Genomic DNA, 26,153 nt, shown 5'->3' on the forward strand with positions numbered 1-26,153 from the left:
CGCCCACGGTGCCGGCGGGGCCGCGATGTCCGTAATGAACGATTGTGTTCCCTATCCCCCGGGGATACCGTCGGCAGTGGTGAACGAATCCGTCCCCTGCCCGTCGTTCACCCCCGAACCCATTGGGGGACCTGCCATGGCCACCTCGCGCGCTCTGGCCGAGGCTTCGCCCGCGACCGCACGTCGGGGCCAGCACCCGGGGATTGCACTCACCGTCATCGCGGCCACACAGCTGATGGTCGTGCTCGACATCACGATCGTGAACATCGCGCTGCCGCACATCCAGCGGGCGCTGAGCTTCAGCACCACCGACCTGTCCTGGGTGATCAACGCCTACACCCTCACCTTCGGCGGGCTGCTGCTGCTCGGCGGACGGGCCGGCGACATCCTCGGGCGGCGGCGGGTGTTCATCGTCGGCGTCCTGGTCTTCAGCATGGCCTCGCTGCTCGGCGGCGTCGCACAGTCCTCCGGCTGGCTGCTGGCCGCCCGGTCCCTCCAGGGACTGGGCGGCGCCATCGCCTCACCGACCGCGCTCGCGCTGATCGCCACCAACTTCAGGGAGGGCCCGGAGCGCAACCGGGCCTTCGGCGTGTTCTCCGCCGTCGCCGGGGCCGGCGGCGCGATCGGCCTGCTGCTCGGCGGCATGCTGACCTCCTGGCTGTCCTGGCGCTGGGTGCTCTTCGTCAATGTGCCGATCGGCATTGCGATCGCGCTGCTGGCACCGCTCTACATCAACGAGTCCGAACGGCACCCCGGACGCTTCGACCTGGCCGGCGCGTTCGCCGCCACGGCGGGCATGGTCTCGCTGGTGTACGGCTTCATCCGCGCCTCCGCGCACGGCTGGACGGACCCCGTGACGCTGACCGCGTTCGGCCTGGCCGTGGTGCTGCTGACGGCCTTCCTGGTCCACGAGCGGCGGGTGCCGCAGCCGATCACCCCGCTGCACCTGTTCCGCAACCGCAACCGCTCCGGCGCGTACGCGCTGATGCTCTGCGTGGCCGCGACGATGTTCAGCATCTTCTTCTTCATCACCCTGTTCGTGCAGGAGATCCTCGGCTTCAGCCCGCTGCGGGCCGGCTTCGCGTTCCTGCCGATCAGCGTCGCGATCGTGGCCGCCGCCCAGTTCGCGGCCCGCACCCAGGTGCGGTTCGGCGCCAAGCCCTTCCTGGTGGCCGGTTCGCTGCTGGTGCTGGGCGGGGTGATCTGGGCGACCAGGATCGACATCGACAGCAGCTACGTGGGCGGCATCCTCGGGCCGACCCTGATGTTCGGCTTCGGCATGGGCTCGATCTTCGTCCCGGCGCTGCTGACCGCCGTCTCCCGGGTCGCCCCGCACGAGACCGGCGCCGCCACCGGCATGCTCAACACCACCCAGCAGGTCGGCGGCTCGCTCGGACTGTCGATCCTCGTCACCGTGTACGGCACGGCCGGCCGCAACGAGGCCCGGCAGCAGGCCGCCGCGTTCCTGCGGCAGGCCACCCCGCAGCAGGCCGCCCAGTTCCGGGCCACCGGCCGGCTCCCGGCGCCGTACTCCTCGCAGGTGCTGGTGCACGGCATCGGCAGCGCCTTCCAGATGGGCGTGGTGTTCGCCGCACTGGCGGTGACGATCGCGGTGTTCGTCATCAAGGCCGGCCGGCTGCCGCTGCCGCCCGCCGTCAGCTCTTCGGGGGGCAGTGCTTGACAGGGCGTCAGGGTGACCGGGAGAGTCTTTCTTGCAATGGTTTTCATCTTCGATAAACCGTTGCGGGCGGCTGCCGCCTGCCCACCTGCGGGTGAGCGCCGCCCATCGAAGCCCACGCCCTCCCGAAAGAGGACCGCCATGTCGCTCGACGTCTCCCCCGCCCTCCTCGACCAGGCCCGGCAGGGCCGCGTCGACGAGGCCGAGTTCCTGGACACCGTCCGGGCCTCGCTCCCGTACGCCTACCAGGTCGTCGCCGGGCTCAGCACCGAACTCGCCGCCGGAGAAGAGGAGTTCACCACCGACAACACCACGCCCAGCGACGAGCAGCGGGCCCAGCTGCTGCGCGCGCTCGCCAGCAACGCGATCCGCGGCAGCCTGGAGGACCACTTCGGCGTGAAGCTCGCCTTCGTCAACTGCCACCGCGTCGGTGCCTTCCGCCCGGGCACCGAGGACAGCGCCGCGTACCGCGAGTTCACCTCGCTGCACAACCAGATCCGCAACCAGAGCCCGGAGCTGCGCAGCTGCTGACGGCGGCCGGACGCGACCTGCCCGCGGCGGCTCCCACCCAGGTTCCGAGGAGGTGGGAGCCGCCGCACGTGTCGCCGTGTTGCGCCCCGTTGCGGGCCGGTGTCGGGATCGCGCGGCGATCTTGTCGCACGGCCCGGCGCCTGCGTACGTTCGGAACGCACCACCAGACCGGCCCGCCCCGGGCCGCCCTCACCCCGCGGAGCCCACCATGTCGCCGGACCCTCGCCCACTGCGGAAACTCGGCTTCCTGACCATCGGGCTCTTCGACGAGGCGGACCCGCGCCGGGGCCACGAGTCCACCCTGGAGATCATCGCCCTCGGCGAACGGCTCGGCTTCGACAGCGCCTGGCTGCGCCACCGCCACCTCCAGTACGGCATCTCCTCCCCGGTCGCCGTCCTCGCCGCCGCCACCCAGCGCACCAGCCGCGTCCAGCTCGGCACCGCCGTCACCCCGCTCGGCTGGGAGAACCCGCTGCGGCTCGCCGAGGACCTGGCCACCGTGGACGTGCTCTCCGGCGGCCGGCTCAACCCCGGCTTCAGCGTCGGCCCGCCCGTCCACTACGAGCACGTGCGCGGGGCGCTCCACCCCGACACCGCCGAGCAGGAGGACTTCAGCCCCCGGCGCGCCGAACGGCTGATCGCCCTGGTGCGCGGCGAGGACGCCTCCGACTTCGCGGGCACCGAGGGCATCGAGGTCTACTCCCGCCGGGTCCAGCCGCACTCCCCCGGCCTCGGCTCCCGGCTCTGGTACGGCGCCGGGAGCCTGCGCTCGGCCCGCTGGGCCGGCGAGCAGGGGCTCAACCTGCTCACCAGCAGCGTGGTGAAGACCCAGGACGCGGCCGGCCCGGGTCCGCTCGACTTCGCCGCCATCCAGGCCGCCCAGATCCGCGCCTTCCGCGAGCGCCACCCCGACGGCGAGCGCGCCCGGGTCTCCCAGGGCCTGGTGGTCATCCCCACCGACAGCGCCACCCCCGACCAGCGCGCCAGGTACGAGGCGTACGCCCTCGCCCGCACCCCGCGCACCCTCGCCCCGCAGGGCCCCGCCCGGATGCTCTTCGCCCCCGACCTGGTCGGCACCACCGAACAGCTGGTCGAGCGGCTGCACGCCCACGCCGGCTACCGCGAGGTCGACGAGGTCGCCTTCGCCCTGCCCTTCTCGTTCGAGCACGAGGACTACGTGCAGATCCTCACCGACCTGGCCACCCGCCTCGGCCCCGCCCTCGGCTGGAGCCCGGCCGAGGGCTGAGGGACGGCTCCCCGGAAGCCGCCGTCCGGGTACGTCCGCCACGAGCGCCACAGCCCTGGCACCGGCCTCACGGGAAGCGGTGGCTCGCCCTGTCCGCGTCGACGTCGGCCCGGGCGCGCGGGGTGACCAGAGGTCAGCCTCAGAACTCGCTGGTGTCGATGTCGAGTTCGAACGGCTCGGGCAGCGCGTCGATGGTGTGCTGGTGGGCCCAGGAGTGCGCCACCGGGGTGGCGACTCCCTCGATGGTCTCCGTTTCCACGGGAGGAAGCCCATCGGCGTTTCCGAGGATCACCGGCTCTGGTCAATGGAATAAGCGCTTGCTTGGAATCGGGCGCGTGCAGCCGTGGAACCCGAGCGCTCCAGGAGATGTCATGGCCGGAACCAACCGTCAGATACGCCTCGCCCGTCGGCCGGTCGGGGAGGTGCGGCCGGAGGACTGGACGCACGGGGAGGAGGCGGTTCCGGAGCCCGGGGACGGGGAGTTCCTGGGGCGGACGCGGTACGTGTCGCTGGATCCGGCGATGCGCGGGTGGCTGGACGACCGGCCGTCGTACCTGCCGCCGGTGGGGCTCGGCGAGGTGATGCGGGCGGGCTCGGTGGTGGAGGTGGTCGCGTCCAACCACCCGGGGTTCCGGGTCGGCGACCACGTGGTCGGCAGCTTCGGGGTGCAGGAGTACGCGGTGTCGGACGGCAGGGGCGCGCTCACCGTCGATCCCGCGCTCGCGCCGCTGTCGACGTACCTGGGCGCCCTCGGGTTGCCCGGCATGACGGCGTACTTCGGGCTGCTGGAGGTCGGGGCGCTCAAGGAGGGCGAGACCGTCGTCGTCTCCGGCGCCGCCGGGGCCGTAGGCAGCCTGGTCGGGCAGATCGCCAAGGTGAAGGGCTGCCGGGTGGTCGGCATCGCGGGCGGCCCCGCGAAGTGCGCGCTGCTCACCGGGGAGCTGGGCTTCGACGCCGCGATCGACTACCGCGCGGAGGACGTCCGCAAGGCGCTGCGCACCCACGCCCCGGACGGCATCGACGTGTACTTCGACAACGTCGGCGGCCCGGTCCTGGACGCCGCACTGACCCGTCTGGCGCTGCACGCCCGGGTGGTGGTCTGCGGCGCGATCAGCCAGTACAACAACGAGGGCGCCGTGCGGGGCCCGTCCAACTACCTGTCCCTGCTGGTGCGGCGGGCCCGGATGGAGGGCTTCGTGGTGTTCGACTACGCCCGCCGGTACCCGGAGGCGGCCGCCGAACTCGCCGGCTGGATCGCGGACGGCCGGATCAAGGTCAGGGAGCAGGTGGTGGAGGGCACCGTGGACGACTTCCCGGACACCTTCGGGATGCTGTTCCGGGGCGAGAACACCGGCAAGCTGGTGCTGCGCCTGGCGTGAGGCTCCTCGGGCGGCCGCCACCCCGTACGGCCGCCCGAGTTCACCAGGCCGACAGGTCACCGAGCCGACGGCAGGTCAGAGCAGGCGGCAGGTCAGAGCAGGCGCTTGATCTCGCCGCGCGCCCGGTAGAAGCCGCCGGAGGCGGACTCCCGCACCTCGGCGACCAGGTAGCGGGCCCCGGCGATCCGGACGTCCTTGGGGAACTGCACCCGCCAGGACGGGTCGTAGCCCTGCGACACCACCCGCACCCGCAGCCGGGCGCCGTCCTGGACGCACTCGACCTCGATCTCGCCGCCGGTCCTCTCGGCGGTCACCGTGACCGTCTCCAGTCCGGCCCCGGCCAGCACCGGCTCCCGGTCCGCGCCCTTGACCTCGGCGGTCTTCGGCAGCGTGCCGCCCTCCGCCGCCCGCACCGCCTGCTCACTGGCGTCCAGGCAGGCCAGCGAGCCGTCCGTGGTCACCAGGTAGAGCCGGCCGTCCCGGTACTGCATGCTGTACGCCGAGCCGCAGCCGGTGGCGAGCTTCCACAGCCGGGTGCCGTCGGCGGCGAAGCAGTACACCGAGGAGTGGTTGTCCCCGGCGAAGACGTACTCGCCGTCCGGGGAGGCCGCGCAGGAGAAGACGGCGGCGTCGCAGCGGTAGGCGGCCACCTCGGCACCGTCCGACTTGCGCAGCCGGTGCACCCAGCCGCGGCCGGTGCCGGCGAACACCTCGTCGGCTTCCTGCCAGCCGAACAGCACCTCGCCCTTGGTCGGGGTGTGCCACCGCGGGTCGCCGCTGCGGTTGTCGTAGCGGGCGACGCCGCGCGAGTGGCCGTGGTAGACGCCGTCGGCGTCGCAGCGCACCATCCAGCCGGCCCGGCCGTCGGCCTGGCGGCGCCACTGGAACTCGTCCTCGTGGTCCACCGTGGTCAGTCCGCCGCGCTCGTCGGCGACGCCGAGCACGCCGTCGTGGATGTCGAGCCAGAAGATGTCCACGTCCTGGGCTATCTCGTACGCCACCCGCGGGACCTTGCCGCCCAGGTCGTACACCTTGCCGTCGTCGCAGCCGGCGTAGATCCACCAGTCGTCCGCGACGATGCACTTGACGCCGTCCGGCAGGCCGTAGCGGGCCGTCACCTCGCCGTCGTGGGTGAGGGTGTAGACGTCGCCGCGCTCGTTGCCGACCCAGGCGTGCTCCTCGCCGACGAAGATCCCGAAGGCGGGCGAGCCGGAGCGGAAGCGCCAGAGCAGCGGCGCCTGACGGGCGGTCGAGCCGCTGCTGACGATCTGCCGCCTGGTCACCGACCGGCGCTGGCGCACACCCCGGACGGCCGGGGCGTACCCCTTGCGGACCTTCTCGCCGATCTTCTTGGCCGCCGACGCGGACGCCTTCTCCGGGCTCGGGTACGTGGTCGACTTGCTCTGCCCGGGCTCACCGATCCGCCCATACCGCACCGTCACCACCTGGCCGGCGAGCCGCACCTCGTAGAACTTGTGCGCGCTCCCCTCGTCCTCGGACAGTTCGAGGTACGTGACCTGCTCTTCCACGGCGACGGACACGGCGGGGTCCTTTCGGGCAAACGGAGATGGGGGCGTCGGGCGGGACCGGCCCGCCGACATCACCAAAGCTATCGCCAGGCACCGACAGCCGGCCCTGGTGGGTGCCGGCGGGTGCCGGTCCCGACGCTCCGCGGACCGCCCGGGGTCAGTACAGCCCGGCCAGGAGGGCGCGCAGCCGCTCGTCCTCGCTGATGATGTCGTACGCGAGGCCGGAGGTGACGATCCGGCCGTCGCGTTCGACGAGATCGCCGACGTACCGGCCCAGGTCGATGTCCCCGGCGGCGGCGAGCGTGTGCAGGGCCTCGCAGCCGCCCGTCACGTCGGCGCCCGACTCGACCGACCGGAGCGCGGCCTCGGCGAGGCGGCCGAGGTCCACGGTGTCGGGGCCGGCGATGTCGAGCAGCGCGAGGACGGCGCCGGCGGCCTTCTCCGGGTCGTCGAGCAGCGCCTCCAGCCGGGGTATCAGGTCCCGGCCGGCCGCGCCGAGGGAGGCGGCGGCGCGCAGGGCGCGGACCACCGTCCAGCGGGCCCACAGCCGTGTCCCGGTGGTGCGGTCGAGGACGGAGGCCAGGATCCGGACGGCCTCCTCCGCGTCGCCGTCGATCTGCCAGAACGCGCGGGCCGTCGCGATGTCGGCGTCCAGCTGCGGGGCGGTCGGCTCCGGGTCGTCGCCGACCGCCGCGAGCAGGGCCGGGAGCAGCCCGGCGGCGGCCGCGCCCAGGTCGGCGGCGGCCTGCGCCGCCTCGGCCCGCTCGCGCGAGGACGCCAGCCGTTCGGCGACGGCGTCGAGCAGGAGGCCGGGTTCGCCGGTGACGTCGTAGTGGGCGCGGGCCACCTGGAGCGGACCTGCCGCGGACCGCAGCCCCTCGGCGGCCCGGTCGCGCACCTCGGGTGGGCCGCCCGCGGCGACGGCCGTGACAGCGGAGGCCGCGTAGGGGAAGTGCGGCAGCACCGCGCACAGTTCGGGCAGGCCGACAACCGCCCGCGGGCCCCACTGGCGCAGCAGGTGGACCAGGTCGGCGGTCTCGTTGTTGCCGAGTCCCTCGACGGCCAGCCGGGCGCGGACGGCGGCGAGCAGGTCCCGGTCGAAGGGGAAGGCCGTGGCCCCGGAGTCACCTGCGGCGGCGCGGGCGAGCGGGCGTCTTTCGAGGTCGCGGGCCAGCAGCGGGGCGGCCTGCCGGGGGTCGATCCGGACCAGCGCGGCGAGGGCCCGGTCGGCCGCCGCGTCGTCGGGCAGGCCCGCGAGTCCGAGCAGCCGGGGCGCGGCCTCGGCGGCGAGCGGGCCGAGCTTGGCCAGCAGGCTCGCCGCCGCGTCCTGGGCGGCGAGCGGGGCGATGGCCGGGATCAGCCGCGGCGGGGCGCTGCGCGAGACGTAGCAGGCGTGGTCGGCCGCCCACAGGGCCTCGGCCCGCACCTCGGGGCGCGGGTCGCCGAGTGCGGCCTCCAGCAGGGCGAAGGCCGCCTCGCGGTCGGCGTCGGTGTCGCGGTCCAGCAGGGTGTCGACGACCGTGTGCAGCAGTTCCTCGTGGTCCTGGCTGTAGTGGTCGACGGTGTGCTCGCGGGCGGGAAGCAGGCCGAGCACGGCCGCGTGGTGGCCGGGCCCCCAGCGTTCCCCGTTCCTCAGGCAGACCAGGACCGCGGCCAGCCGCAGTGGCACCGCGGTCTCCTCACCGAGCAGTGCCCGGGCCGCGTCGGCGGCCGTGCCCGGGTCCAACCGGCCGAGGGCGACGAGCAGTTCGGCGGCGACGTCCGGATCCCGCTCGGCCGCCCAGCGCTCCCGCAGGGCGGCCACCGCCCCGCTCTCGCCGGTGTGGCCGACGGCCCAGGCGGCGGTCAGCCGGACGGCCTCGTCCGGATCCGACAACATCGGGAGCAACAGCGGAAGTTGGGCGACCACCGCGGCCCGGACGGCGCCCTCGGCGGCCTCCCACTCGTCCTGGCTCTCGGCCAGCCCGCCGAGCAGGCCCAGCACATCCACCGTCCGGATCCCGGCGGCGGCGATCCTGGCCAGGAACGGCACGGCGTCCACGCTTGCCGAGTACACCGTGCCCTGGTGGAGGATGCTGCCGTACAGCTCGGAGACGGCCTCCCCGGCCGCCCCGTCGTCGCCCTCGGCGAGTTCGCGCAGCAGGTCGGGCAGGTCCCCGGCGGGGCCGTAGGCGTGCGAGACGGCGGCCCAGGGGTGGTCGTCGAGCCCGGCGAGGGCGGCGGTGAGATCCATGGGCGCGATCCTCGCAGCCGGGACCGACAACTCCACCGGCCGGCCGGTGAACCCGGTGGCCCGCTCCGCCGCCGGAGGGGGCCGTTCGGTGGAACGTGTGGACCGCTCACCCCCGTACGGGTGATCAGCTGTCACGGGGGCCTGCTGTCACGCCGCCCGGTGCCCGCGTGCGGGGCCGGCCAGCAGGTCGGCCCGCTCGTGCTCGGTGAGCCCGCCCCACACGCCGTACGGTTCACGGGTCAGCAGGGCGTGCCGGCGGCACAGGGCCAGCACCGGGCACCGGCGGCAGACCCGCTTCGCCGCGTCGTCCCGCTGCTCGGCGGCGGTGCCCCGCTCGTTCTCCGGATGGAAGAAGACGGTGCTGTCGGCAGTGCGGCAGGCGGCGCTCAGCTGCCAGTTCCAGTGGTGCTCGACCGCCCCGGGGAGTCGGGAGACGTCTGTCATGGCCGTGTGTCCCTTCAGGTGAGCGACCGTCACAGGTCGGTGTGCCGTGCGTGTGACCCGATCCGCCGGGTTCATGCACGGCACTTCGCGGCCGGATCCCCGGACATCGCGGCAGACCTCTCGGACGCGGGACCGGAGGCGGCCGGCATCGCGAGGGGGCGTTGTCAGTGACCCGCGTTAGGCTCCCAGGACCCTGAGGAAACACCGGGGCCCGCTCCCTCGAATTCGCCTACGGGGAGCGGGCACCGGCTCGCACCGGTGTGCCGTGGGCCGGGCACGGTGGCCCGCGGGGCCCGGGGCGGGCACTGCCGACGACCGGTGCCGGCGGTTCGCCGAACGGCCCGCGGCGGGGCGGCTTCAGCGCAGGAGGGTGGCGAGGAGTTCGGCGATGGTGGGGCCGGCGTCGGCGGGGTGCCGGAGCTGCTTGCTGGTGATGACGCTGTAGTGGTTGGTGCGGCCGCGGCGCTCGTGGCTGAGGTATCCGGCCTGTTCGAGGTCGACGATGATGCGCTGGACGGCGCGTTCGGTGAGCAGGCAGCAGGCCGCGATGTCGCGCACCCGGATGCCCGGGTCGCGGGCGATCTGGACCAGCACGCGGGCGTGGTTGGTCAGGAAGGTCCACTGCCGTTCGGTCGCCGTGCCGTTGTCCATGCCTCCACGATAGGACCCAGGTTTCCTGACAGGCGAAACACGACAGAAGATTCGTGCATTGGTTGACATGTCTGCCGGACGGGCGAAGAGTGGGGGGAGAACCCGCACCGCTTCCGCAGCACGACCGTGCGGAGGCCGTCGTCTGGAGATGGTGTGCGTGGACCCGATGAACAGGCACGAGCCGGAGGGACTCGGGTCCCTGCCGGCCGAACGCACCGGCCCGCCCGGCGAGCCCACCCGGGGCTCGCTCCTCGTGCCGCTCCAGCCGGGCGCCCGGCCGAGGCGGGCGACGGCGCTTCCGTGCCTGGTGGCGGAGACCGTCCGGGTCGGTGACGCCCTCGTGTGCTCCTTCACCGGGGACATGATCCTGGACAGCGAACCGGTGGCCGCCCGAGCCCTGGGCGCGGCACTCGACCGGCGCCCTGCCCTGCTCGCCGTCGACCTGGCCGGCGTGGAACTCTTCACCTCCACCGGCCTCAACCTGCTCCTCACCGTCCGCCGGCGTGCCCTGGACGCCGGCGTCCCGCTCGTCCTCGTCGCCCCCTCCACCAGGACACTGCGGGTCCTGGAGCTCACCGAGACCACCGCGCTGTTCCCGGTCCACGCCACCGCGGAGGAAGCCCTGCGGCACCGGCCGCCGGACACGCCGTCCGGATGACCGGACCGCCCTGGCCCGGCCGGGCGGCCCTCCCGCGTCGGCCGGGAGAACCGTCCGCGGGGGCGCCGCTCGTCGACGCGGGCCGGGCTGGCAGGCTGTGCCGTTCGGGGCGCTGCCGGGCGCCCCTCGGCGAGGGGGTACCGGTGGTGGACGGATCGGCGGATCGGCGCGTGCCGCCTCTGGACCCGCAGGTGCGGGCGGCCCTGACGGCCGCCGGCGAGCGGGCCCGGCAGGTGCTCACCCCCGAGGACCTGGTGGCCTGGCAGGAACGGGACGCCGCCGCCCGGCCGCGTCCGGCGCTCGACCGGCTGCGCGACGACGGCCGGTTCGAGGTCGAGGAACTGCGGGTGCCGCGGGGCGACCGCGAGGGCGAGGTCACGCTCGTCAGCGCCCGGCCCGCCGGGGTCCGCGAGGAGCTTCCGCTGCTGTACTACCTGCACGGCGGCGGGATGGTGACGGGCAACGCGTGGTCCGTCCTGCCACGGCTGCTGCGCGGGTGGGCGCTGCCCCTGGGCCTGGCCGTCGTTTCCGTCGAGTACCGGCTGGCGCCCGGCACCCGCTTCCCCGGCGCCGTGGAGGACTGCTACGCCGGACTCGTCCGGGTGGCCGGGCACGCGGACGGGCTGGGCGTGGACGCCCGGCGCGTGGTCGTCGGCGGCAAGAGCGCCGGCGGCGGCCTCGCCGCGGCCCTGGCCCTGCTGGCCCGCGACCGCGGCGGTCCGGTGCCGGCCGGCCAGCTGCTGCTGAGCCCGATGCTCGACGACCGCGGCGACACCTTCTCCAGCCACCAGATGACCGGCCACGACACCTGGGACCGCACCTCCAACGCCACCGCCTGGCAGGCCGTGCTCGGCCACCGGTACGGCGCCGCCGACCTGTCGCCGTACGCCGCCCCGGCCCGCGCCACCGACCTGTCCCGGCTGCCCGCGGCGTACGTCGAGGTCGGGTCCGCCGAGACGTTCCGGGACGAGGCCGTCGCCTACGCGAACGCGATCTGGCAGGCGGGCGGCGAGGCCGAACTGCACGTGTGGCCGGGCGCCTGCCACGGCTTCGACACCCTGGCCCCGCACGCGGCCCTCAGCCAGGACGCCCACGACGCCCGCACCCGCTGGCTGCGGCGCGTCCTCCGGCGGTGAGCCCGGCTCCGAGCGGTCCGACCGGCGCCGAGCCGCGCACGCCGGCCGGACTCGCCGGTCAGAGCCAGCCGCGCTCGTCGGCGACCCGCAGGGCCTCCGTGCGGTTGCGGGTGCCGGTCTTGGCGATGGCCGAGGAGGAGTAGTTGCGGACCGTCCCCTCGGACAGGTAGAGCTTCGCGGCGATCTCGGCCACCCCGGCGCCGGGGCGGGAGGCGTTCAGCACGTCCCGTTCGCGGGCGGTGAGCGGGGAGGAGCCGGCCGCGAGGGTGGCGGCGGCCAGCTCCGGGTCCACCACCCGCTCACCCGCCGCGACCCGGCGGATCACGTCGGCCAGCACCTCGGCCGGGGCGTCCTTGACCACGAAGCCGAGCGCGCCCGCCTCCATGGCCCGGCGCAGGTAGCCCGCGCGGCCGAAGGTGGTGAGGATGACGACCCGGCACCACGGCGCCCGCTGAGCCAGTACGGCGGCCGCCGCCAGGCCGTCCAGTCCCGGCATCTCGATGTCGAGCAGGGCGACGTCCGGCCGGTGCTCCGCGGCCGCCTCCGCGACCTGGTCGCCGCGGCCGACGGCGGCGACCACCTCGAAGTCGTCCTCCAGGTCGAGCAGGGCGCGCAGCGCGGTCCTGACCAGTTCCTGGTCCTCGGCGAGCAGCAGGCGGATCGTCCGGATCGTCATCTCGTCCCTTCGTTGCCGGTCCCGGGCCTGCCGGGGTCAGGACCGTCCGGCGGGACGGTGACCAGCAGCCGCCACCCGTGCGGGTCCAGCGGGCCGGCCTCGACCGTACCGCCCGCCGCGCCGACCCGTTCCCGCAGGCCGGTCAGGCCCTTGCCGGCGGTTCGGTCCAGGCTGATGCCGCCGCCGTGGCCGCCGGTCCCGTCGTCGCGGATCTCCACCGTGGTGGCGGTGAGCAGCACCGAGCAGCGCCCGGCCCTGGCGTGCCGGACCACGTTGGTGATCCCCTCGCGCAGCACCCAGCCGAACAGTTCGCGCTCCCCCGGCGCGACCTCGTCCGCCGCCGTCGGCAGGTCGGCCACCACCCCGGCGGCGCGCAGCAGTTCGCGTCCGCGGGCGAGTTCACCGGCCAGGGTCACCTCTCGGTAGCCGGTGACGGCGGCGCGCACGTCGGACAGCGTCTGGCGGGACAGCGTCTCCACGGCGGCCATCTCCGCCACCGCCTGGTCCAGGTCCTTGACCGCCATCCGTTGCGCGAGGCGGGACTTGACGGTGATCGCGGTGAGCGAGTGCCCCAGCAGGTCGTGCAGGTCCCGGGCGATCCGGTTGCGCTCGGCCTCCGAGGCGAGCCGCGCCACCTCGGCCCTGGCGGCGACCAGGGCGCTGTTGGTGGCGGCGATCTCGGCGAAGGCGCCGCAGGTGAGCGAGGTGAACAGCAGGGCCAGCGCCTGGAATCCGCCGGGCCCGGTGTGCCAGGGACGCACCGCCCAGGGCACCACCAGCGCGGCCACCGTACCGGCCGCCACCGCCCTCGCCGCGTACCCGCGCCACCGGATCGCGACCGCGGAGACGACCACGGTGGCGAGGAAGAAGGAGTCCTCGTGGGCGAACGGCAGCACGGCCAGGAAGAGCGCCGTCATCACCGCCAGCAGCGGGGCGATCCAGCGCGGCCGACCGCGCCCGAGGGCGAGGGCCAGCAGCGCGTAGCAGAGGCAGAACGCGACGACCACGGCGTACCCGGCGATCGCCGCCGCGCCGGAGACGGTGCCGTTCACGGCCACGGCGGTGAGCGCGGGGAAGACCATCATCCCGCTGCCCAGCAGGAGGCGCCGCCGGCCCTGCCCCCAGCCCTCGACGGGGTGCGGCGGGCCGTCCCGGCCGGGGGCGGCGGCCGGGCTCTCGTGCACGGGGTCACTCCCGTGCACGAGGTCGTGGTCGCGATCGGTCACCCTTGCGTCCCCTCCTCAGAGCCTGGCGAACAGGCTACGCAGGTGCCGTCCGTTGACCACCGCGGCCACACCCAGCAGGGCGAGCCCGCACACGGCCTGCTCGGCCTTCATCCACACCGGGAACGTCCCGGGCAGGGCGACGATGGCGGTGATCGCGACGATCATGACGGCCGAGAGGATCCGCAGCCGCCGGAAGGCTGCCCGGGAGCCGTTGGCGGCCCGGCCGGTCAGCAGGAGGGTGAGCGCGGCGCTGGCCACGACGATGGTGCCGCGGACCAGCACCGCGTCGTTGACCACCGCGTGGTGGTCACGGAGGGCGATGGCGGCCACCAGCGTGACGACGCTGAGGCCGAGGTAGGCGAGCACGAGCCGCCTCACGGTACGGAAGGCCCGACGGGTGTCGGGGTGGTGCAGGTCGGTGGTGGTCATGGCATCCATGCTGCTCGCCGACCGGGTGCGCGCAGCAGTGTGCTCGCGCACCGGTACACCGTGACAATTGTCAGTGCCCGGCGGACTGGTCGACGTGGGGATCAGGCCGTGTAGCGGGCCGTGTGGTAGCCGCCGCGGGCCGTACGGTCCACCTCCTCGGCGCCCCAGGTGTGCGGCACGGCCAGGTTCCAGCGGGCCCGCAGGACCGCGTGCTCCTCGCGGTTCCCGGTCACGTACCACTGCCCCATCCGGCACCACGCCAGCGGCTCGTCCGCCTCCGTGGCCACCGCCCGCACCAGCTGCGCCGCCTGCCGGGCCACCTGCGCCTCCAGCGCGGCGTCCTCCGCCTCCAGGATCTGGTTCATCCGGTACGTGGCCTGGTCACCGTGCTGGAACATGGCGTACTCGGAGTCGTCCGTCATGTGCAGCCTGCCGTTCTCCAGCGCCGCCGTGCCGCTGCGCACCACCGCCTGCCGGGTGTCCCGCGCGATCCCGGCGTTGAGCCGGTTGAGCAGCCTGACCTTCTCGGGGGTGGCCTCCGGGATCTGGCCGCCGCCCGTGCCGCCCTGCGCGGAGTACACCTCGTGCAGGTCGTAGTCCCCGGTGTAGAGGTACTGCTTCCACCGCGGAACGGCCTTCAGCTGGGCCAGCTCCGGGCCGCCGTCCCGCGCGTTCATGTCGATCGGCACGTACGGCTCGCCGCCCGCGCCGGTCCGGACGATCCCCAGGACCTGGACCGCCGGGGGCGGGTTGTCGATCCGTACGCCGATCAGCCCCTGCGCGTCCCAGTGGCCGACGAAGCCGCTCAGGTCGTGCTCCTCCAGCCAGTTCAGCACCAGCTCCGAACCGCCCTCCGCCCGCGCGTACTTCTTCTCGACGGACGAGGGCTTGATGGAATTCTCCAGGATCGTGTGCGGCTTCGGCTTGGCGCCTTCCTCGATGCGACGGATGGAGAACTCCCCGGTCTCGCGGACGGCGATGGTGTACTTGTGCCTCCGGCACACCGCGGAGATCGGGGCCCAGTGGTCCTTCCACACGATGTCCCGCAGGGCGGCGGCCCGGCCGCGGGACGTGACGTCCCGCCCGTCGTACGTGGCGGCCTCACAGACCCTCAGCACGTTGTCCGGGGTCAGCTGCCGCGGCCGCGTCGGCGCGGCGGCCCGGCCGTCCGGCGCGCGCTGGATCCCCGGCAGTGCCCGGCCGTCCGCGCCTGTGCCGTCCCGGTGCCCGGCGATCATGCGCGCCGTCGCCGCGTTGCCGACGGTGCGCTGGAGGGCCGCGCCGGACTGCGCGGACGCGGCCCCGTCCTCGGGTCGTGCTCCGGTGCCGGACCGTCGGGCCCGGGCCCCGTCGCGACGAGGATCCCCCACCCTCTCCGGCTGTTCCCTCAGGTGCATGCCGAACCCCCTCGGTCCCGTTCGGCTCCGTTTATACAGCGGGAGCCGGGCGGGCGCGGAGTGCGGTTCCGGACCCGGCCGCCGGATCCGACGGTTCGTAACACCCGGCCGACGCCGCCCGTTCCGCGTCCAGCAGGCACACCATGTGCAGCTTCGCGACCGCCCGCCCGTCGACCAGCACGGCCCTCGGCTCCCGCCCCCACACCTCGAACCCGCAGGCGGTGTAGACCCGCAGGGCAGGTTCGTTGCCCTCCGAGACCGTCAGCAGCACCTGCCGCAGCCGCCCGTCCCGCGCCGCCGTGCGCAGCACCTCGCGCACCAGGGCCCGGCCGATCCCGCGGCCGGCGGCACCGGGGGCCACCGCCATGCCGTACAGCGTGCCCTTGTGCCGCTCCTGGCTGCGCCCCGGCACCTTGAGCCCGGCGGTGCCGACCAGCACGCCGGTGCTGTCGAAGGCGCCGAACAGCGCGCCCGGCCCGTCCCCGGCCTCGGCCAGCCGGCGCAGCGTCGCGGACAGCGGCCTGCCCGCCTCCTCCGCGTGGCTGGAGGTGAAGGCGCTCGGCGACTCGCGCAGCGCCGCCAGCCGGAAGGCGCGGTACGGTGCGGCGTCCGCCACGCCGAGGCGGCGCAGCAGCACGGGGCTCCGGTCGCGTTCAGCCGAGGCGGACACGGGTGCACCTGGTCACGTACGGCAGGGCGATCTCCTCCCGGCCCGCGAGGTCCGGGTGGGTGGCGAGCAGCTGCTCGACGTCGGCCAGCAGGCGCACCCGCTCCTCCTCCGGCAGCGCGATCACATAGCTGCGCGAGGCGACCATGTCGACGATCCCGGCCCGGGTGGTGACGTGCTCCCAGCGGATCTCCAGCCGCTCGGGCTCGCCGAACGGCGCCGGGAGGACCGGCCGGGTGTCGATCCGCTGCGGTGCCGAACGGTGCATCAGCACGCCCAGCGCGGCGGCCCACGGCTCGGACTCGTCCCGGACGTTCCACACCAGCGCGAGCGTCCCGCCGGGGGCGAGCACCCGGGCGATCTCCGGCACCGCGACCGCCGGGTCGAACCAGTGCCAGGCCTGCGCGACCACCACGGCTTCCACACTGCCGTCCGGCAGCGGGATCCGTTCGGCCGAGCCCGCCCTGACCGCCGCCTTCGGCACCGCCGCGGCCAGCCGCGCCCGCATCCCCTCGTCGGGTTCGACCGCGACCACGTCCAGCCCCGCCTCGACCAGCAGCCCGGTCAACTTGCCCGTCCCGGCGCCCAGATCGAGCACCCGCCGCGCCTCCCGGGGCACCGCCGAACCGACCAGCGCCCGCGGGTAGCCCGGCCTGCCGTGCTGGTAGGCATCGACCGCGACCCCGAAGGACCGCGCCCGCAGCCGCCCCGCCCACCGCCGGGTGGCCCCCTGCCGTGTCATGCCGCAGGCCCGCCCGATCTCCTCCCAGGTCGCCTCCCGCCCGCGCCGCAGCTCCTCCACCAGCTCCGTCCGCCGCTCCTCCAGCGCTTCGATCACCTCCGACAACCGCCGCAGGCCCTCCGCCCCGCCCCCGCCGGCCACGTCCTCCGCCACTCGCCGTCCACGATCGCCTGTGCTCATGGCCCGGCACTGTACGGGCCTGCGGCGGAGGACGTCAACAGTCATTGCTGGTGAAGGCAACAGATGTTGCCTGCCTTTCGGGCCCCGGCCATGGTGCGACCGGGGCCGCCGGCGGTCCGTCGTCACAGCCGGAGGGTGAGCGCGAACTGGGGCAGCGCCAGCAGGAGCAGGACCGTCCCGGCCTCGATCCAGCGGTACTTCGCGCGGATGATCGCACTGGTGCCCGCCAGTGCCGAGAGCAGCGGACCCGCCGGGTCGTGTCCGGCCCGCTCGAAGGCCCGGCGCAGCCGCTCGGGACCGGCGCCCGGGGTGATGTGCTCGAAGTAGCCGGGACCGTCCGCGCCACCGCCGCGCCCCTTGCGGTGACGCGGCACGAGCGCGGAGGCGAAGCAGCCGACGGCCAGCAGCGCGCCGGCCACGGCGCTCCAGCGCAGCAGCGGGACCGTCCAGGCCGGAGATCCGGGGCCGACCCCGCCGTCCGAGGGGATGAAGGTGGCGAGCACCGCGCCGGTGAAGGCCAGGAAGACGGCGGCCTTGGTGTCAGCCCGGACGAGTTCCGCGCTGTTGGCCGCCATCAGGCGCTCCATCGCCGAGAGCGAGGACGGGGACGGGGACGGGCCTGGCGGCGCGGCGGGCCCGCGGGACCGGACCACGGGCAGCCGGGGCGCCCTGCCCACGGAACGCCTGCGGGCGACGCGCCGCGCCGGCTCGCGGCGCACGCCGGCCCGGGTCACCGCGGCACCCCGTTCGGGACACCGCCGGACCAGCCGTTGACGTGGGAACGAACCTTGGCGAAGTCCGGCCCCGGAGCCTGCGGGGCCGGACCGGGGACCTTCCGGCCGAGGGCGACCAGGCGGTCGCGCAGGATCCTGGACAGCTCGTCCTGCTCCTGTGCCGTCAGCGTGCCCAGCATGCCCGCCATGTCGTCCTGCCAGGTGGTCTCGCCCCGGAGCAGTTCGGCGTGCTTGACCACCCAGTCGAGGACGTCGCGCACCTCGTCGGGCTTCCTGGCGAGCCACAACCCCGCGAGCGCGAGCGGGCCGTCCTGGACGGCCCGCCGACAGAATCCGTACTCCTCCTGGCTCTTGGCCATCCAGTCGAAGGGCACGTCCGTCGCATCGGGCTCCCCCAGCCTCAGTTCGTTCCCGTGCTCGCGGGCGAACACGTCCGTGACGCGGTAACTGAGACCGAAGTGGGGCAGCACGTAGGGGGCCGCGAGGTACTGCACCAGTTCCTCGGGGCCCAGCCTGGCCTGCGCGGCGGCGAACTGCTCGTTGAGCTGGCGCAGGCGGCCTTCGAGATCCTTGCGGACCGGCAGCCAGCCCCGGCTGGTCCGGGTGCGCACGACCTGCGCGGCATCGTGGACCCACCACAGGACGTGGACCTCCACCGATTCCGTCCCGTACGGAGTGGGGCGACGGACCGCCCGGATGTCCGGGCGCTCGTCCAGCTCGACCAGGTACGCCCGGTCGAATCCGCGCAGTCCCAGCCGAGGGGCTGCTCCGCTCTCCTCCTCCGCGTCGGCCGGCCCCGGGCGGATCTCCCCCAACTGGTGGTGCATCCCGGCCCGGTCCCGCAGGACCAGGGCGAGGTCGCGCCGCCCGGACCAACGGTGCCGGAGGATCTCCCGCCAGGGGGCACGCGTGGCCTGGGTGTAGACGGGCGGGTCAGTGTCGACGGTCATCGGGTCCTCCGGACACGGGGTCGGTGGGGTACGGCTGCGGCTCGCCGTGCCGCCAGGCCTCCAGGGCGCGGTGGGCGATGTCACGGCCGACCAGGTCGGGGTCGTCGCTGCGATCGATCTCGACAAACAGCCTCAGTTCACCGGGGCGCATCTCCTGGGCGAGCACCGTCAGGAGCAGCTCCACGGCGGCACGGAGCGGCTCGGCCCAAACCGCCGCGCGGCACCAGCCGAGCAGCCTGTAGCTCGTGCGAACGAAGAGCTTCTCGTCGTTGAGGGAAGCCCTGACACAGGAGATCACCGCGTCCGTGAACTCACCTTCAGGACTCAGCTGTCGTTGGAACCAAGACGGCTCCCACAGCAGTTCGGGGAATGCCATGTGCGCGAGTTCGGCGTCGCGCCCCCGTTCGACTGACCACTCCATGAGCTGGCGGAAGACCGCCGACTGGTTTCCTGCCGTGAACAGCCTCTCCAGGGACGAGTGCACTGCCCTGGCGACCGCGCCCTCGTCCTCTTCCTCTCCTCGGTAGCAGCGCCGGAGAAGTGAGAGCGCAAGCTCCGGCCGCGATACCCCGAAGTCCCTGCCGCAGGCATCGGCCACGGTGGAACGGAGCCGCCAGCCGCCGTTGACGCTCCACCTGCTGAGACGGAACTTCACCTCGCCGGCGAGGATCGGGTCCTGTGCCGCGATCCCCAGCGCGTACGCGGCCGTGCTGCGGCTCTGAAGGTGCTCGGACCGGGCCAGGTCGTGGATGTGGCGAAGCGCCCGCCGACCACCGCTCCATCCGGTGGACAGACCGACCACACGGCCCATGGGCTCGGCGAGGTCGGGCTCGTTACCGGGGACATTGTCGATCCACTCGGTCAGGAGCCCGGACACCTCTCCGTACTGCCGCCACACGTACCGCAGCACCGTCTCGGCCTGCCGGTGCCGCTTGAAGTGGACCGGCTCCACCGTGTAGGCGTAGCTTGAGGTCTCCCGCATCTCGCCCGGCGAGCACTCGGCGCGGATGGTCTCCAGCAGTTCGTCCAGCGATCGGCGGAAGACGAACCGAGGGTTCGGACTGGGCTCCTCACCGCGTCCGCTCCGCCCGTGCTCACCATCGCCCTCCGCATTCGCCCGCAGGACCAGGTCGAGGCGGCCGTCGGCCAGCTTCAGCAACCGGTCGGTCTCCTCCCGGACGATCCGGTGGTCGAGCCCTTCCAGGACGCTCGTCACCAGCAGGAATGCCAGAGCGTCCGGGTCCTCTCGGAGCTTCTTCAGGAGGTCGGGAACCTCCGTCTCCGCGAGGAAACTGAGCCGCTGGCCGAGGTCGGCCAGGTCGGGGCCGTCGTCACCGGAGCGGCCTACCTCGTCGACGAGTTCGGCGACCTGGGCCGGCATCAGCTCGGGTGCCAGGAGCTCGTCCAGGTCCGGTTCCAATCGGTCCAACAGCGCCTGGCGTCGCCCCTCGTCGAGCACCACAGCCTCCAGACGCGAGTCGAAGACCGCACGCGGCAACGGGGGCGTGTAGTTCACCGGGCTGATGTCCGCGTCGCGCGCCAGGCCCCGCAGCCGGTCGGCGTCGCAGGGAAGCATGACCACCATATGGGCCTCGGCGTCGTTCAACCGCTGACGAAGCCTGGCGATCGCCGCCGGCCCGAGTCGCACCGCCGGCGACAGGCCGTGCACCAGATATCCACGCACCCCGTTCTGGCTGGGCTGCCAGGAAGACAGGTCCGAGTCACTGTCGAGCGCGCGGAGCGCCACGCTCTTCCCGCTGCAATCGAACAGCAGGTTCAGGGCCGTGGTCCGGCGTCCGCTGCCGGGTTCCCCGGCGAGGAAGAGCAGGCGGGAACTCAGCCTCCTCTTCGCCTCCGGGAAACAGCCCGGCTCCGCGAAGCCGGTCCGGGCGGCCAGCACCTCCTGCACGGAGATGGGTCCGTCCTGCGCCTCCACCCGCTCGGCGCCGCCCGGGGCGGCCCCGGCACCGTTCTCGACGCGCTGGCCCCCGTGCACCGAGCCGGTGTTGATGTTTCCGTTCGGCGCGAAGATGACGAACGGCGCCCTCCCGCGTCCGCCCATGGCGCCGGACCGGTCCGCGAACTCGCCGTGGAGGTCCTCGAAGTCCTCGAACTCGAGGTCGTCCGCTTCACCCACCTTCCCGGCCGCGCCCGCGCCCGGCTCGGGCGCGGCACTCTCCGGCCCGTCCGACGGCCGGGCACCGCCGCCGGACGGCCCTTCGATCGCCGGGCGCTCGTCGGGGTTCACCGGTGGTGCTCGTTCTTGTCGCCGTGGACGGTGTCGCCCTTGTTCCCCGTCACGTAGTCGCCGCCGAAGCCCCCGAGCGAGTCCCCGCGCACGAAGTCGCGCCCCGCGTACGGGCCGCTGGCGTTGGTGACGCTCTGGCCGCCGTGCACCGTGCCGGAGTTCAGGTTGCTGCCGTCGCCCCGCTGGGTCACGACCGTCCGCGGTGCGCGGCGGCCCTCCGGGCGTCCGGCCCGCGGTTCGCCCGGCTTCCGTCCGTCCTGCCCCTCATGTTCCGCCACGACGGCGTCGCCGAGGATCCGCCGGTCGTACAGGTTCCCCGACGGCGTGGGCACGTACAGCCACGCCTGCTGGTCGAAGCGCTTGCCCTCCACCGTCGCCGGCACCTCGATGAAGTGGTCGGGGTGGCGCCCGGTGTAGCCGCCGGCCACCGCGTCCTGGTAGCACCGGTCGGACAGGATGGCCGCCACGTGGGTGATGCTCTCGTTGGAGGCGGCCAGCATCGCCTTCACCGGACGGGAGTCGAGCAGCCGGTGGGTGTCGTTGCGCGGGGTGCCGTTGCCGTCGAACTCGCCGCCCTCGTCCGGGAGCGGGCCGATGTGGAGGCTGACCCGCAGCCGGATGCGCACCGTCCCGACGGAGTGCACGTTGAACTCCGTGAGCACCTCCTGGAGGGTGTTCAGCCAGGGGTGGATCAGGAAGGGCATCCAGGCCGGGTCGAAGCCGAACACGTACCCGTCGCCGGTCGAGTTCGGGAACCGCCGCTCCTGCCAGACCTCGGCCAGTCCGGCCCGCTCGAAGGACCACTGGAGCACCTCCGGCACGGACTTGCTGATCACGCCGTGCTCGATCGCCGGGTACCCGGTGAAGTCCTTGGCGTCCACGGCGACGATGCCCCGGTACGGCGGGAGGTGCCGGCTGCGGCTGTACGGCAGGGCGCTGGCCTCGGGCATCGGCTGGTCGAACTCGGTCATCTCTGCTCCTTCGTCGTTCCGTGCTGACCTTGCGTCACCAAGCTTCGCGAGCCGGCGCCGCGCGGTGTGCCCAGTCGGTGCGGAAAGCGGGTGACGGAGGTCACACGGGAAGGAGGGCTGGGCGTCAGCCACCGGGCGGCGCGGCCGCGCTGCGGAGGGCGGGGAGATCGCCGAGGGCGATGGACTTCCGGCCGGCGTCGACACCGTTGGCGGCCAGGGCCCCGAGGGCCGCGGTGACGGTGTTCCGGGACACCCCGAGGTGCTGGGCCAGTTCGTCCCGGGTCAGGGCGAGTTCGATCCGGCGGCCGGCCGTCGCCGCGGGGCCCGCGGAGAGGTCGGCGAGCGCGACCAGGGCTGCCGCCAGCCGCGGCACGACGTCGCCGCCGATACGGGCCAGGTCGGATTCCCGCAGCCGGCCCATGGCGTAGCGGACCATCACGGGGAACAGCTCGCGGTCGGCGACGAAGCGCAGGAAGACCGCCTTGGCGAGGACCGCGACCGTGCAGTCGGAGATCGCCTGGACGCTCGCCGAGCGGACGCCGTCGTCCAGGACGGCCACTTCCCCGAGGAGTTCGCCCGGGCCCCGGAACGCCAGCAGCCGGACGTCGCCGTTGCGTTCCCGCCGGCTCACCTTGGCCACTCCGGCCAGCAGGGCGAGGACGTGGGTGCCCGGTTCGCCCTGGCGCAGCAGGGTGGCGCCGATCGGGTGGCGGCGCTCGAACGCGTCCTCCAGCATGTCCGTCCAGACCGCGTGGCCCATGAGGTGGCGCAGGGTCCGGCCGGGCCGGTCCGGTGGGCGGCTGCCGTGATCTGTCATGCGGTGACCCTAGGGTCACCGCGCCCGGCACGCAGGGGAATCCGGGCCCCGGGGCCGGGTTCGGCAGGCCCGGCGGTGCGGCCTCGTCCGGGTGGTTGCCATGTGTCGGGTTGACCGGGTTGGCCGCCGTAGCACGAACTCCTCGGGAGGTGGCTGGACTTGGCGAGGAAACCCTTCACATGAGCGAATCCGGAGCGGGTCGGCGGCGCGCGGGCGCCGGGGCGAGAAGCCTGGTGGATGGGCGCCGGCCGGTCCGGTTGCGACTGGTGTGCGAGATGTCGGGGTTGTCCGGCACGTTGACACAAGTCGGTTGCGGGACGGTATTTTTGACTTTGGGTCAGGATGTCCTGAACTTGGCTATGCTGCACCACCACGCCACCGGAGCCGGTCACCGCCCGTCCCCCGTACTGTTCCGATCGTCTGAGGATGCTGAATGCTTCGAGCTGGATCGTCACCCGCCAGACGGCGCCGCGCGCCACTGCTCGGCTGGCTGCTGCCGACGGCCGTGATGGCCTCGGCCGTGGCGGTCGCCGCGGTGGTGGTGTCCGCCGGGGCCAGGGCCGGGGTGCTGTGGTGCGGGGCGACGGGCACCGTGCTGGTGGCCGTGGTGGCCGCCGAGTCGGCCCGCCGGGGGCGGGTGCTGAGTGAGTCACGCGACCGGCACTCCCGGCAGCTGGAGGAGTTGCAGCGCCGCCTGGCCGGCCAGGAGGACGAGCTGGACCGGCTCGGCCGGGGCGAGCTGGGCAGGATCGTCGCCGGGGCCCGGTACGGGTACTCGTTCGACGTCCTGACCCGCCCGCTGGAGACCGGCGACGCGCCAGTCTCGCCGCGCTTCCGCCGCTCCCTGGTGAACCTCGCCGAGGGCGTCGCCAAAGCCGTCGACGACGAGGCCAGCCGGCGCGACTCGGCCGAGCGCGCCTTCGTCAACATCGCCCGCCGGGTGCAGGCCATCATCCACCGGCAGGCCAAGGACCTGCGGGAGATGGAGGACCGGCACGGCAACGACCCCGCCGTCTTCGACGACCTGCTGCGCCTGGACCACGGCAACGCGCTGACCGGCCGGCTGGCCGACAGCATCGCCGTGCTGTCCGGCGCCCGCCCCGGCCGCCAGTGGACCCGTCCGATCGCGCTCTACAGCGTGCTGCGCGGCGGCATGTCCCGGATCCTGGAGTACCAGCGGGTGGACCTCCACCCGGTGGCGCAGATCTCGGTCACGGGACCGGCCGTCGAGCCCCTGATCCACGCCGTCTCCGAACTGCTCGACAACGCCACCCGCTACTCCCCGCCGCACACCCACGTGCACCTGAGCGCCTCCGAGGTGCAGAGCGGCATGGCGATCGAGATCGAGGACGGCGGCCTCGGCCTGACCGACGAGGCCAGGCTCCGCGCCGAGCGGGCGATGCGCGAGGCGATGGTCTCCAAGGACTTCGACGACCTCACCGAGTCACCCCGGCTGGGCTTCGCCATCGTCGGCCGGCTCTGCCAGGCGTACGGCTTCCAGGTCTCGCTGCGCCGCTCCGCGTACGGCGGCGTGCGGGCGGTGCTGGTCGTGCCGCAGGAGCTGCTCACCACCGCGCCGCCGACCGGGCGTGCGCACGGCATCGGCGCCTTCTCCGGCCCGCGACCGCTTCCGCCGAACCCGCCGCGGCACGCGGCCCCCGGCCGCCCCTGGGGCGCCCGGACGACCTCGGCGGGCGTCGGGCCCTCGTACGGCTCGACCAACCCGTGGGGGCCCTCCGTCTCGGCCTCCGGGGACGATGAGGTGATCGTGACCGAGTGGACGCCCAACGGCCTGCCGCAGCGCCGGCGGAGCCGCCCTTCGGTGCCCAGGGGCGGGTTCGCCGCCAGGCCCGCGGGGCCGCCGGCCCAGGCGCCGCGCCATGCCTCCGCCCCGGCCCCGACTCCGGTCCCCGCCAAGGAACCGAAGCAGCCGGGCCTGTGGCTGGAGGCGTTCATGGACGGCATCAAGGGCACCGGCCCCGCACCGTCCGGGCGCACCCCGGACGCCGGGCGCGGCACCGACGGCGGGCAGACCGGTGCCGGACAGCCAGGCCCCGGACAGCTTGGCCCCGGACAGCCGGATGCCGGGCACATCAGCGCCGCACAGACCACTGAAGAGACGGCAGGGAAAGGCGAGCAGTGATTCCGCACCGCAGCAACATGGACTGGATCCTCAACGACCTCGCGCACAGCGTCCCGTGCGTACGCCACATCATCGTGCTGTCCGCCGACGGCCTGCGGATCGCCCAGTACGGCACCGACCCGGACACCGCCGACCGCCTCGCCGCCGCCTGCGCCGGGCTGCAGAGCCTGGCCGGCGCGATCGGGCACGAGTTCCCGCACGGCGACGGCTCGATGCGGCTGGTGGTGATCGAGGTGGACGGCGGCTACTTCTACCTGATGGCGGCCGGTGACCGGGCCTACCTCGCGGTCCTCGCCGACGAGGGCGTGGACGCCGGGCTGGTGAGCCACCAGATGCGCGACCTGGTCGCGAGGATCGGCGAGCACCTGTCCACGCCGCCGCGCAACCCCGAGGTGGTCGCGTGAACCGGCGCCCGGCACGGCCCGCCGCCACGGGCTTCGGCGGCGGGGCGGGCACATGAACGAGCACAGCGGGACGGGTACATGAACGAGCACAGAGAGGCGGTGGCATGACGGCCGAGCAGGGCGGCTGGGAGGGCCCCGAGCCCGACCGGCTGTACGTGATCACCCGGGGCCGCAGCAGCCCCGCGGGGCCGGGGGTCTTCGACCTGGTCACCCTGATCGTCTCCCGCGCGGAGCCGACCCTCGCCCACCAGCCGGAGCACGCCGCCATCCTGCGGCTGTGCCGCTCCCCGCTCTCGGTCGCGGAGGTCTCCGCCTACCTGGAGCTGCCCGCCAGCGTGGTCACCGTCCTGCTGGCGGACCTGCTCGACGACGGGCTGATCGAGGCCCGCTCCGCCGCCGTGCCCGCGGCGGAACTCCCCGACCGTGCCCTGTTGGAGGCGGTGATCCATGGACTTCAGCGGCTCTGACACGGTGGCCGGTCCGGCCGGCGCGGACCTGCTGCCCGACACCGTCACCACCGCCGTCAAGGTGGTGATCGTCGGCGGCTTCGGCGTCGGCAAGACGACGCTGGTCAGCGCGGTCAGCGAGATCCGTCCGCTGACCACCGAGGAGACCATGACCCAGGCCGGCGTCGGCGTGGACGACCCGACCGGCGTCGAGCAGAAGACCTCCACCACCGTGGCCATGGACTTCGGCCGGATCAGCATCAGCGACCGGCTCGTCCTGTACGTCTTCGGCACCCCCGGCCAGGAGCGGTTCTGGTTCCTCTGGAACGGCCTGTTCGAGGGCGCCCTGGGCGCGGTGGTGCTGGTGGACACCCGCCGGCTGGAGGTCAGCTTCGAGGTGATCGGGCGGCTGGAGGAGCGCGGCGTGCCCTTCGTGGTGGCCGTCAACAGCTTCCCGGAGTCGCCCTCCGTCCCGCTCTACGAGCTGCGGAACGCGCTGGACCTGCCGGCCGAGGTGCCGATCGTCGCCTGCGACGCGCGCAGCCGGGAGTCCAGCCGGGACACCCTGATGACCCTGATGCACTACCTGTACGAGCTGGCCGCCCCGCGCACCGGCTGATCCGACGGCCCGTCCGTCC

At 73.9% G+C, this 26,153-nt stretch carries 25 protein-coding genes; 10 read left to right on the forward strand and 15 right to left on the reverse strand.

Going from position 1 to position 26,153, the window contains the following annotated elements; genetic code table 11:
- Positions 1 to 136: 136 nt before the first annotated feature.
- From ACZ7C5_RS12310 to ACZ7C5_RS12325, 4 genes are all read left to right on the forward strand, one after another.
- On the forward strand, positions 137 to 1,681 hold the full coding sequence (locus tag ACZ7C5_RS12310; protein ID WP_401081720.1) for an MFS transporter: 1,545 nt from the start codon (positions 137 to 139) through the stop codon (positions 1,679 to 1,681).
- Positions 1,682 to 1,819: 138 nt separating this feature from the next.
- Entirely contained in the window at positions 1,820 to 2,209 is a 390-nt protein-coding gene (locus ACZ7C5_RS12315; protein ID WP_188296784.1) for an SCO5389 family protein, read from the forward strand.
- 208 nt (positions 2,210 to 2,417) lie between these two features.
- Positions 2,418 to 3,455 (forward strand): LLM class flavin-dependent oxidoreductase, encoded by a 1,038-nt coding sequence (locus ACZ7C5_RS12320; protein ID WP_470322518.1) that lies wholly within the window; start codon positions 2,418 to 2,420, stop codon positions 3,453 to 3,455.
- A 371-nt stretch (positions 3,456 to 3,826) separates the two neighbouring features.
- Positions 3,827 to 4,834, forward strand: a complete 1,008-nt coding sequence (locus tag ACZ7C5_RS12325) for an NADP-dependent oxidoreductase (RefSeq protein ID WP_470322519.1) — start codon at positions 3,827 to 3,829, stop codon at positions 4,832 to 4,834.
- 92 nt (positions 4,835 to 4,926) lie between these two features.
- Here ACZ7C5_RS12325 and ACZ7C5_RS12330 read toward each other — a convergent pair whose 3' ends face one another.
- From ACZ7C5_RS12330 to ACZ7C5_RS12345, 4 genes are all read right to left on the reverse strand, one after another.
- The gene (locus ACZ7C5_RS12330; protein WP_470322667.1) at positions 4,927 to 6,363 is read right to left on the reverse strand and encodes a WGR domain-containing protein; all 1,437 of its coding nucleotides are present in this window, start codon (positions 6,361 to 6,363) and stop codon (positions 4,927 to 4,929) included.
- A 157-nt stretch (positions 6,364 to 6,520) separates the two neighbouring features.
- Positions 6,521 to 8,596, reverse strand: coding sequence for a HEAT repeat domain-containing protein (locus ACZ7C5_RS12335; protein ID WP_470322520.1), 2,076 nt, complete (start codon positions 8,594 to 8,596; stop codon positions 6,521 to 6,523).
- 147 nt (positions 8,597 to 8,743) lie between these two features.
- Positions 8,744 to 9,040, reverse strand: a complete 297-nt coding sequence (locus tag ACZ7C5_RS12340) for a WhiB family transcriptional regulator (protein ID WP_401081736.1) — start codon at positions 9,038 to 9,040, stop codon at positions 8,744 to 8,746.
- 357 nt (positions 9,041 to 9,397) lie between these two features.
- Complete coding sequence (locus ACZ7C5_RS12345) at positions 9,398 to 9,691, reverse strand: helix-turn-helix transcriptional regulator (RefSeq protein ID WP_401081738.1); 294 nt, start codon at positions 9,689 to 9,691, stop codon at positions 9,398 to 9,400.
- A 166-nt stretch (positions 9,692 to 9,857) separates the two neighbouring features.
- On the opposite strand from ACZ7C5_RS12345, the gene ACZ7C5_RS12350 reads away from it, so the two are divergent.
- Together ACZ7C5_RS12350 and ACZ7C5_RS12355 are read left to right on the forward strand one after the other, a co-directional pair.
- Positions 9,858 to 10,349: an STAS domain-containing protein gene (locus tag ACZ7C5_RS12350; RefSeq protein ID WP_470322521.1), complete on the forward strand. Its 492-nt coding sequence runs from the start codon at positions 9,858 to 9,860 to the stop codon at positions 10,347 to 10,349.
- A gap of 170 nt (positions 10,350 to 10,519) precedes the next feature.
- The gene (locus tag ACZ7C5_RS12355; RefSeq protein ID WP_470322522.1) at positions 10,520 to 11,485 is read left to right on the forward strand and encodes an alpha/beta hydrolase; all 966 of its coding nucleotides are present in this window, start codon (positions 10,520 to 10,522) and stop codon (positions 11,483 to 11,485) included.
- 58 nt (positions 11,486 to 11,543) lie between these two features.
- Here the strand turns inward: ACZ7C5_RS12355 and ACZ7C5_RS12360 are convergent, their stop codons facing one another.
- The 11 genes from ACZ7C5_RS12360 to ACZ7C5_RS12410 form a co-directional block, all read right to left on the reverse strand.
- Positions 11,544 to 12,161 (reverse strand): response regulator transcription factor, encoded by a 618-nt coding sequence (locus ACZ7C5_RS12360; protein ID WP_470322523.1) that lies wholly within the window; start codon positions 12,159 to 12,161, stop codon positions 11,544 to 11,546.
- A complete protein-coding gene (locus tag ACZ7C5_RS12365; protein ID WP_470322524.1) occupies positions 12,158 to 13,387 on the reverse strand; it encodes a sensor histidine kinase in 1,230 nt (409 codons plus the stop codon). The genes ACZ7C5_RS12360 and ACZ7C5_RS12365 overlap by 4 nt, the downstream gene beginning before the upstream one ends.
- A 15-nt stretch (positions 13,388 to 13,402) precedes the next feature.
- Positions 13,403 to 13,816 carry a hypothetical protein gene (locus ACZ7C5_RS12370; protein WP_401081750.1) on the reverse strand — a complete coding sequence of 138 codons (414 nt, stop codon included), beginning with the start codon at positions 13,814 to 13,816 and terminating at the stop codon, positions 13,403 to 13,405.
- 101 nt (positions 13,817 to 13,917) lie between these two features.
- Positions 13,918 to 15,186, reverse strand: coding sequence for a hypothetical protein (locus ACZ7C5_RS12375; protein WP_470322525.1), 1,269 nt, complete (start codon positions 15,184 to 15,186; stop codon positions 13,918 to 13,920).
- Between the two features lie 58 nt (positions 15,187 to 15,244).
- The gene (locus tag ACZ7C5_RS12380; RefSeq protein WP_470322526.1) at positions 15,245 to 15,883 is read right to left on the reverse strand and encodes a GNAT family N-acetyltransferase; all 639 of its coding nucleotides are present in this window, start codon (positions 15,881 to 15,883) and stop codon (positions 15,245 to 15,247) included.
- Positions 15,867 to 16,802 carry a class I SAM-dependent methyltransferase gene (locus ACZ7C5_RS12385; RefSeq protein ID WP_401081761.1) on the reverse strand — a complete coding sequence of 312 codons (936 nt, stop codon included), beginning with the start codon at positions 16,800 to 16,802 and terminating at the stop codon, positions 15,867 to 15,869. The genes ACZ7C5_RS12380 and ACZ7C5_RS12385 overlap by 17 nt, the downstream gene beginning before the upstream one ends.
- A 122-nt stretch (positions 16,803 to 16,924) precedes the next feature.
- Positions 16,925 to 17,377 (reverse strand): Pycsar system effector family protein, encoded by a 453-nt coding sequence (locus tag ACZ7C5_RS12390; protein WP_401081764.1) that lies wholly within the window; start codon positions 17,375 to 17,377, stop codon positions 16,925 to 16,927.
- 155 nt (positions 17,378 to 17,532) lie between these two features.
- The gene (locus tag ACZ7C5_RS12395; RefSeq protein ID WP_470322527.1) at positions 17,533 to 18,486 is read right to left on the reverse strand and encodes a hypothetical protein; all 954 of its coding nucleotides are present in this window, start codon (positions 18,484 to 18,486) and stop codon (positions 17,533 to 17,535) included.
- The gene (locus ACZ7C5_RS12400; protein ID WP_470322528.1) at positions 18,470 to 20,734 is read right to left on the reverse strand and encodes a hypothetical protein; all 2,265 of its coding nucleotides are present in this window, start codon (positions 20,732 to 20,734) and stop codon (positions 18,470 to 18,472) included. Before ACZ7C5_RS12400 ends, ACZ7C5_RS12395 begins: the two co-directional genes overlap by 17 nt.
- Positions 20,731 to 21,705: a hypothetical protein gene (locus ACZ7C5_RS12405; protein ID WP_470322529.1), complete on the reverse strand. Its 975-nt coding sequence runs from the start codon at positions 21,703 to 21,705 to the stop codon at positions 20,731 to 20,733. Before ACZ7C5_RS12405 ends, ACZ7C5_RS12400 begins: the two co-directional genes overlap by 4 nt.
- A 124-nt stretch (positions 21,706 to 21,829) precedes the next feature.
- The gene (locus tag ACZ7C5_RS12410) at positions 21,830 to 22,522 is read right to left on the reverse strand and encodes a Crp/Fnr family transcriptional regulator (RefSeq protein ID WP_470322530.1); all 693 of its coding nucleotides are present in this window, start codon (positions 22,520 to 22,522) and stop codon (positions 21,830 to 21,832) included.
- A gap of 433 nt (positions 22,523 to 22,955) precedes the next feature.
- On the opposite strand from ACZ7C5_RS12410, the gene ACZ7C5_RS12415 reads away from it, so the two are divergent.
- The 4 genes from ACZ7C5_RS12415 (at position 22,956) to ACZ7C5_RS12430 (ending at position 26,134) form a co-directional block, all read left to right on the forward strand.
- Entirely contained in the window at positions 22,956 to 24,665 is a 1,710-nt protein-coding gene (locus ACZ7C5_RS12415) for an ATP-binding protein (protein ID WP_470322531.1), read from the forward strand.
- A 17-nt stretch (positions 24,666 to 24,682) separates the two neighbouring features.
- The gene (locus tag ACZ7C5_RS12420; RefSeq protein WP_188296815.1) at positions 24,683 to 25,069 is read left to right on the forward strand and encodes a roadblock/LC7 domain-containing protein; all 387 of its coding nucleotides are present in this window, start codon (positions 24,683 to 24,685) and stop codon (positions 25,067 to 25,069) included.
- A 104-nt stretch (positions 25,070 to 25,173) separates the two neighbouring features.
- The gene (locus ACZ7C5_RS12425) at positions 25,174 to 25,536 is read left to right on the forward strand and encodes a DUF742 domain-containing protein (protein WP_401081781.1); all 363 of its coding nucleotides are present in this window, start codon (positions 25,174 to 25,176) and stop codon (positions 25,534 to 25,536) included.
- On the forward strand, positions 25,517 to 26,134 hold the full coding sequence (locus ACZ7C5_RS12430; protein WP_470322532.1) for a GTP-binding protein: 618 nt from the start codon (positions 25,517 to 25,519) through the stop codon (positions 26,132 to 26,134). Before ACZ7C5_RS12425 ends, ACZ7C5_RS12430 begins: the two co-directional genes overlap by 20 nt.
- Positions 26,135 to 26,153 lie beyond the last annotated feature (19 nt).

This window comes from Kitasatospora sp. NPDC036993 (assembly GCF_055607525.1).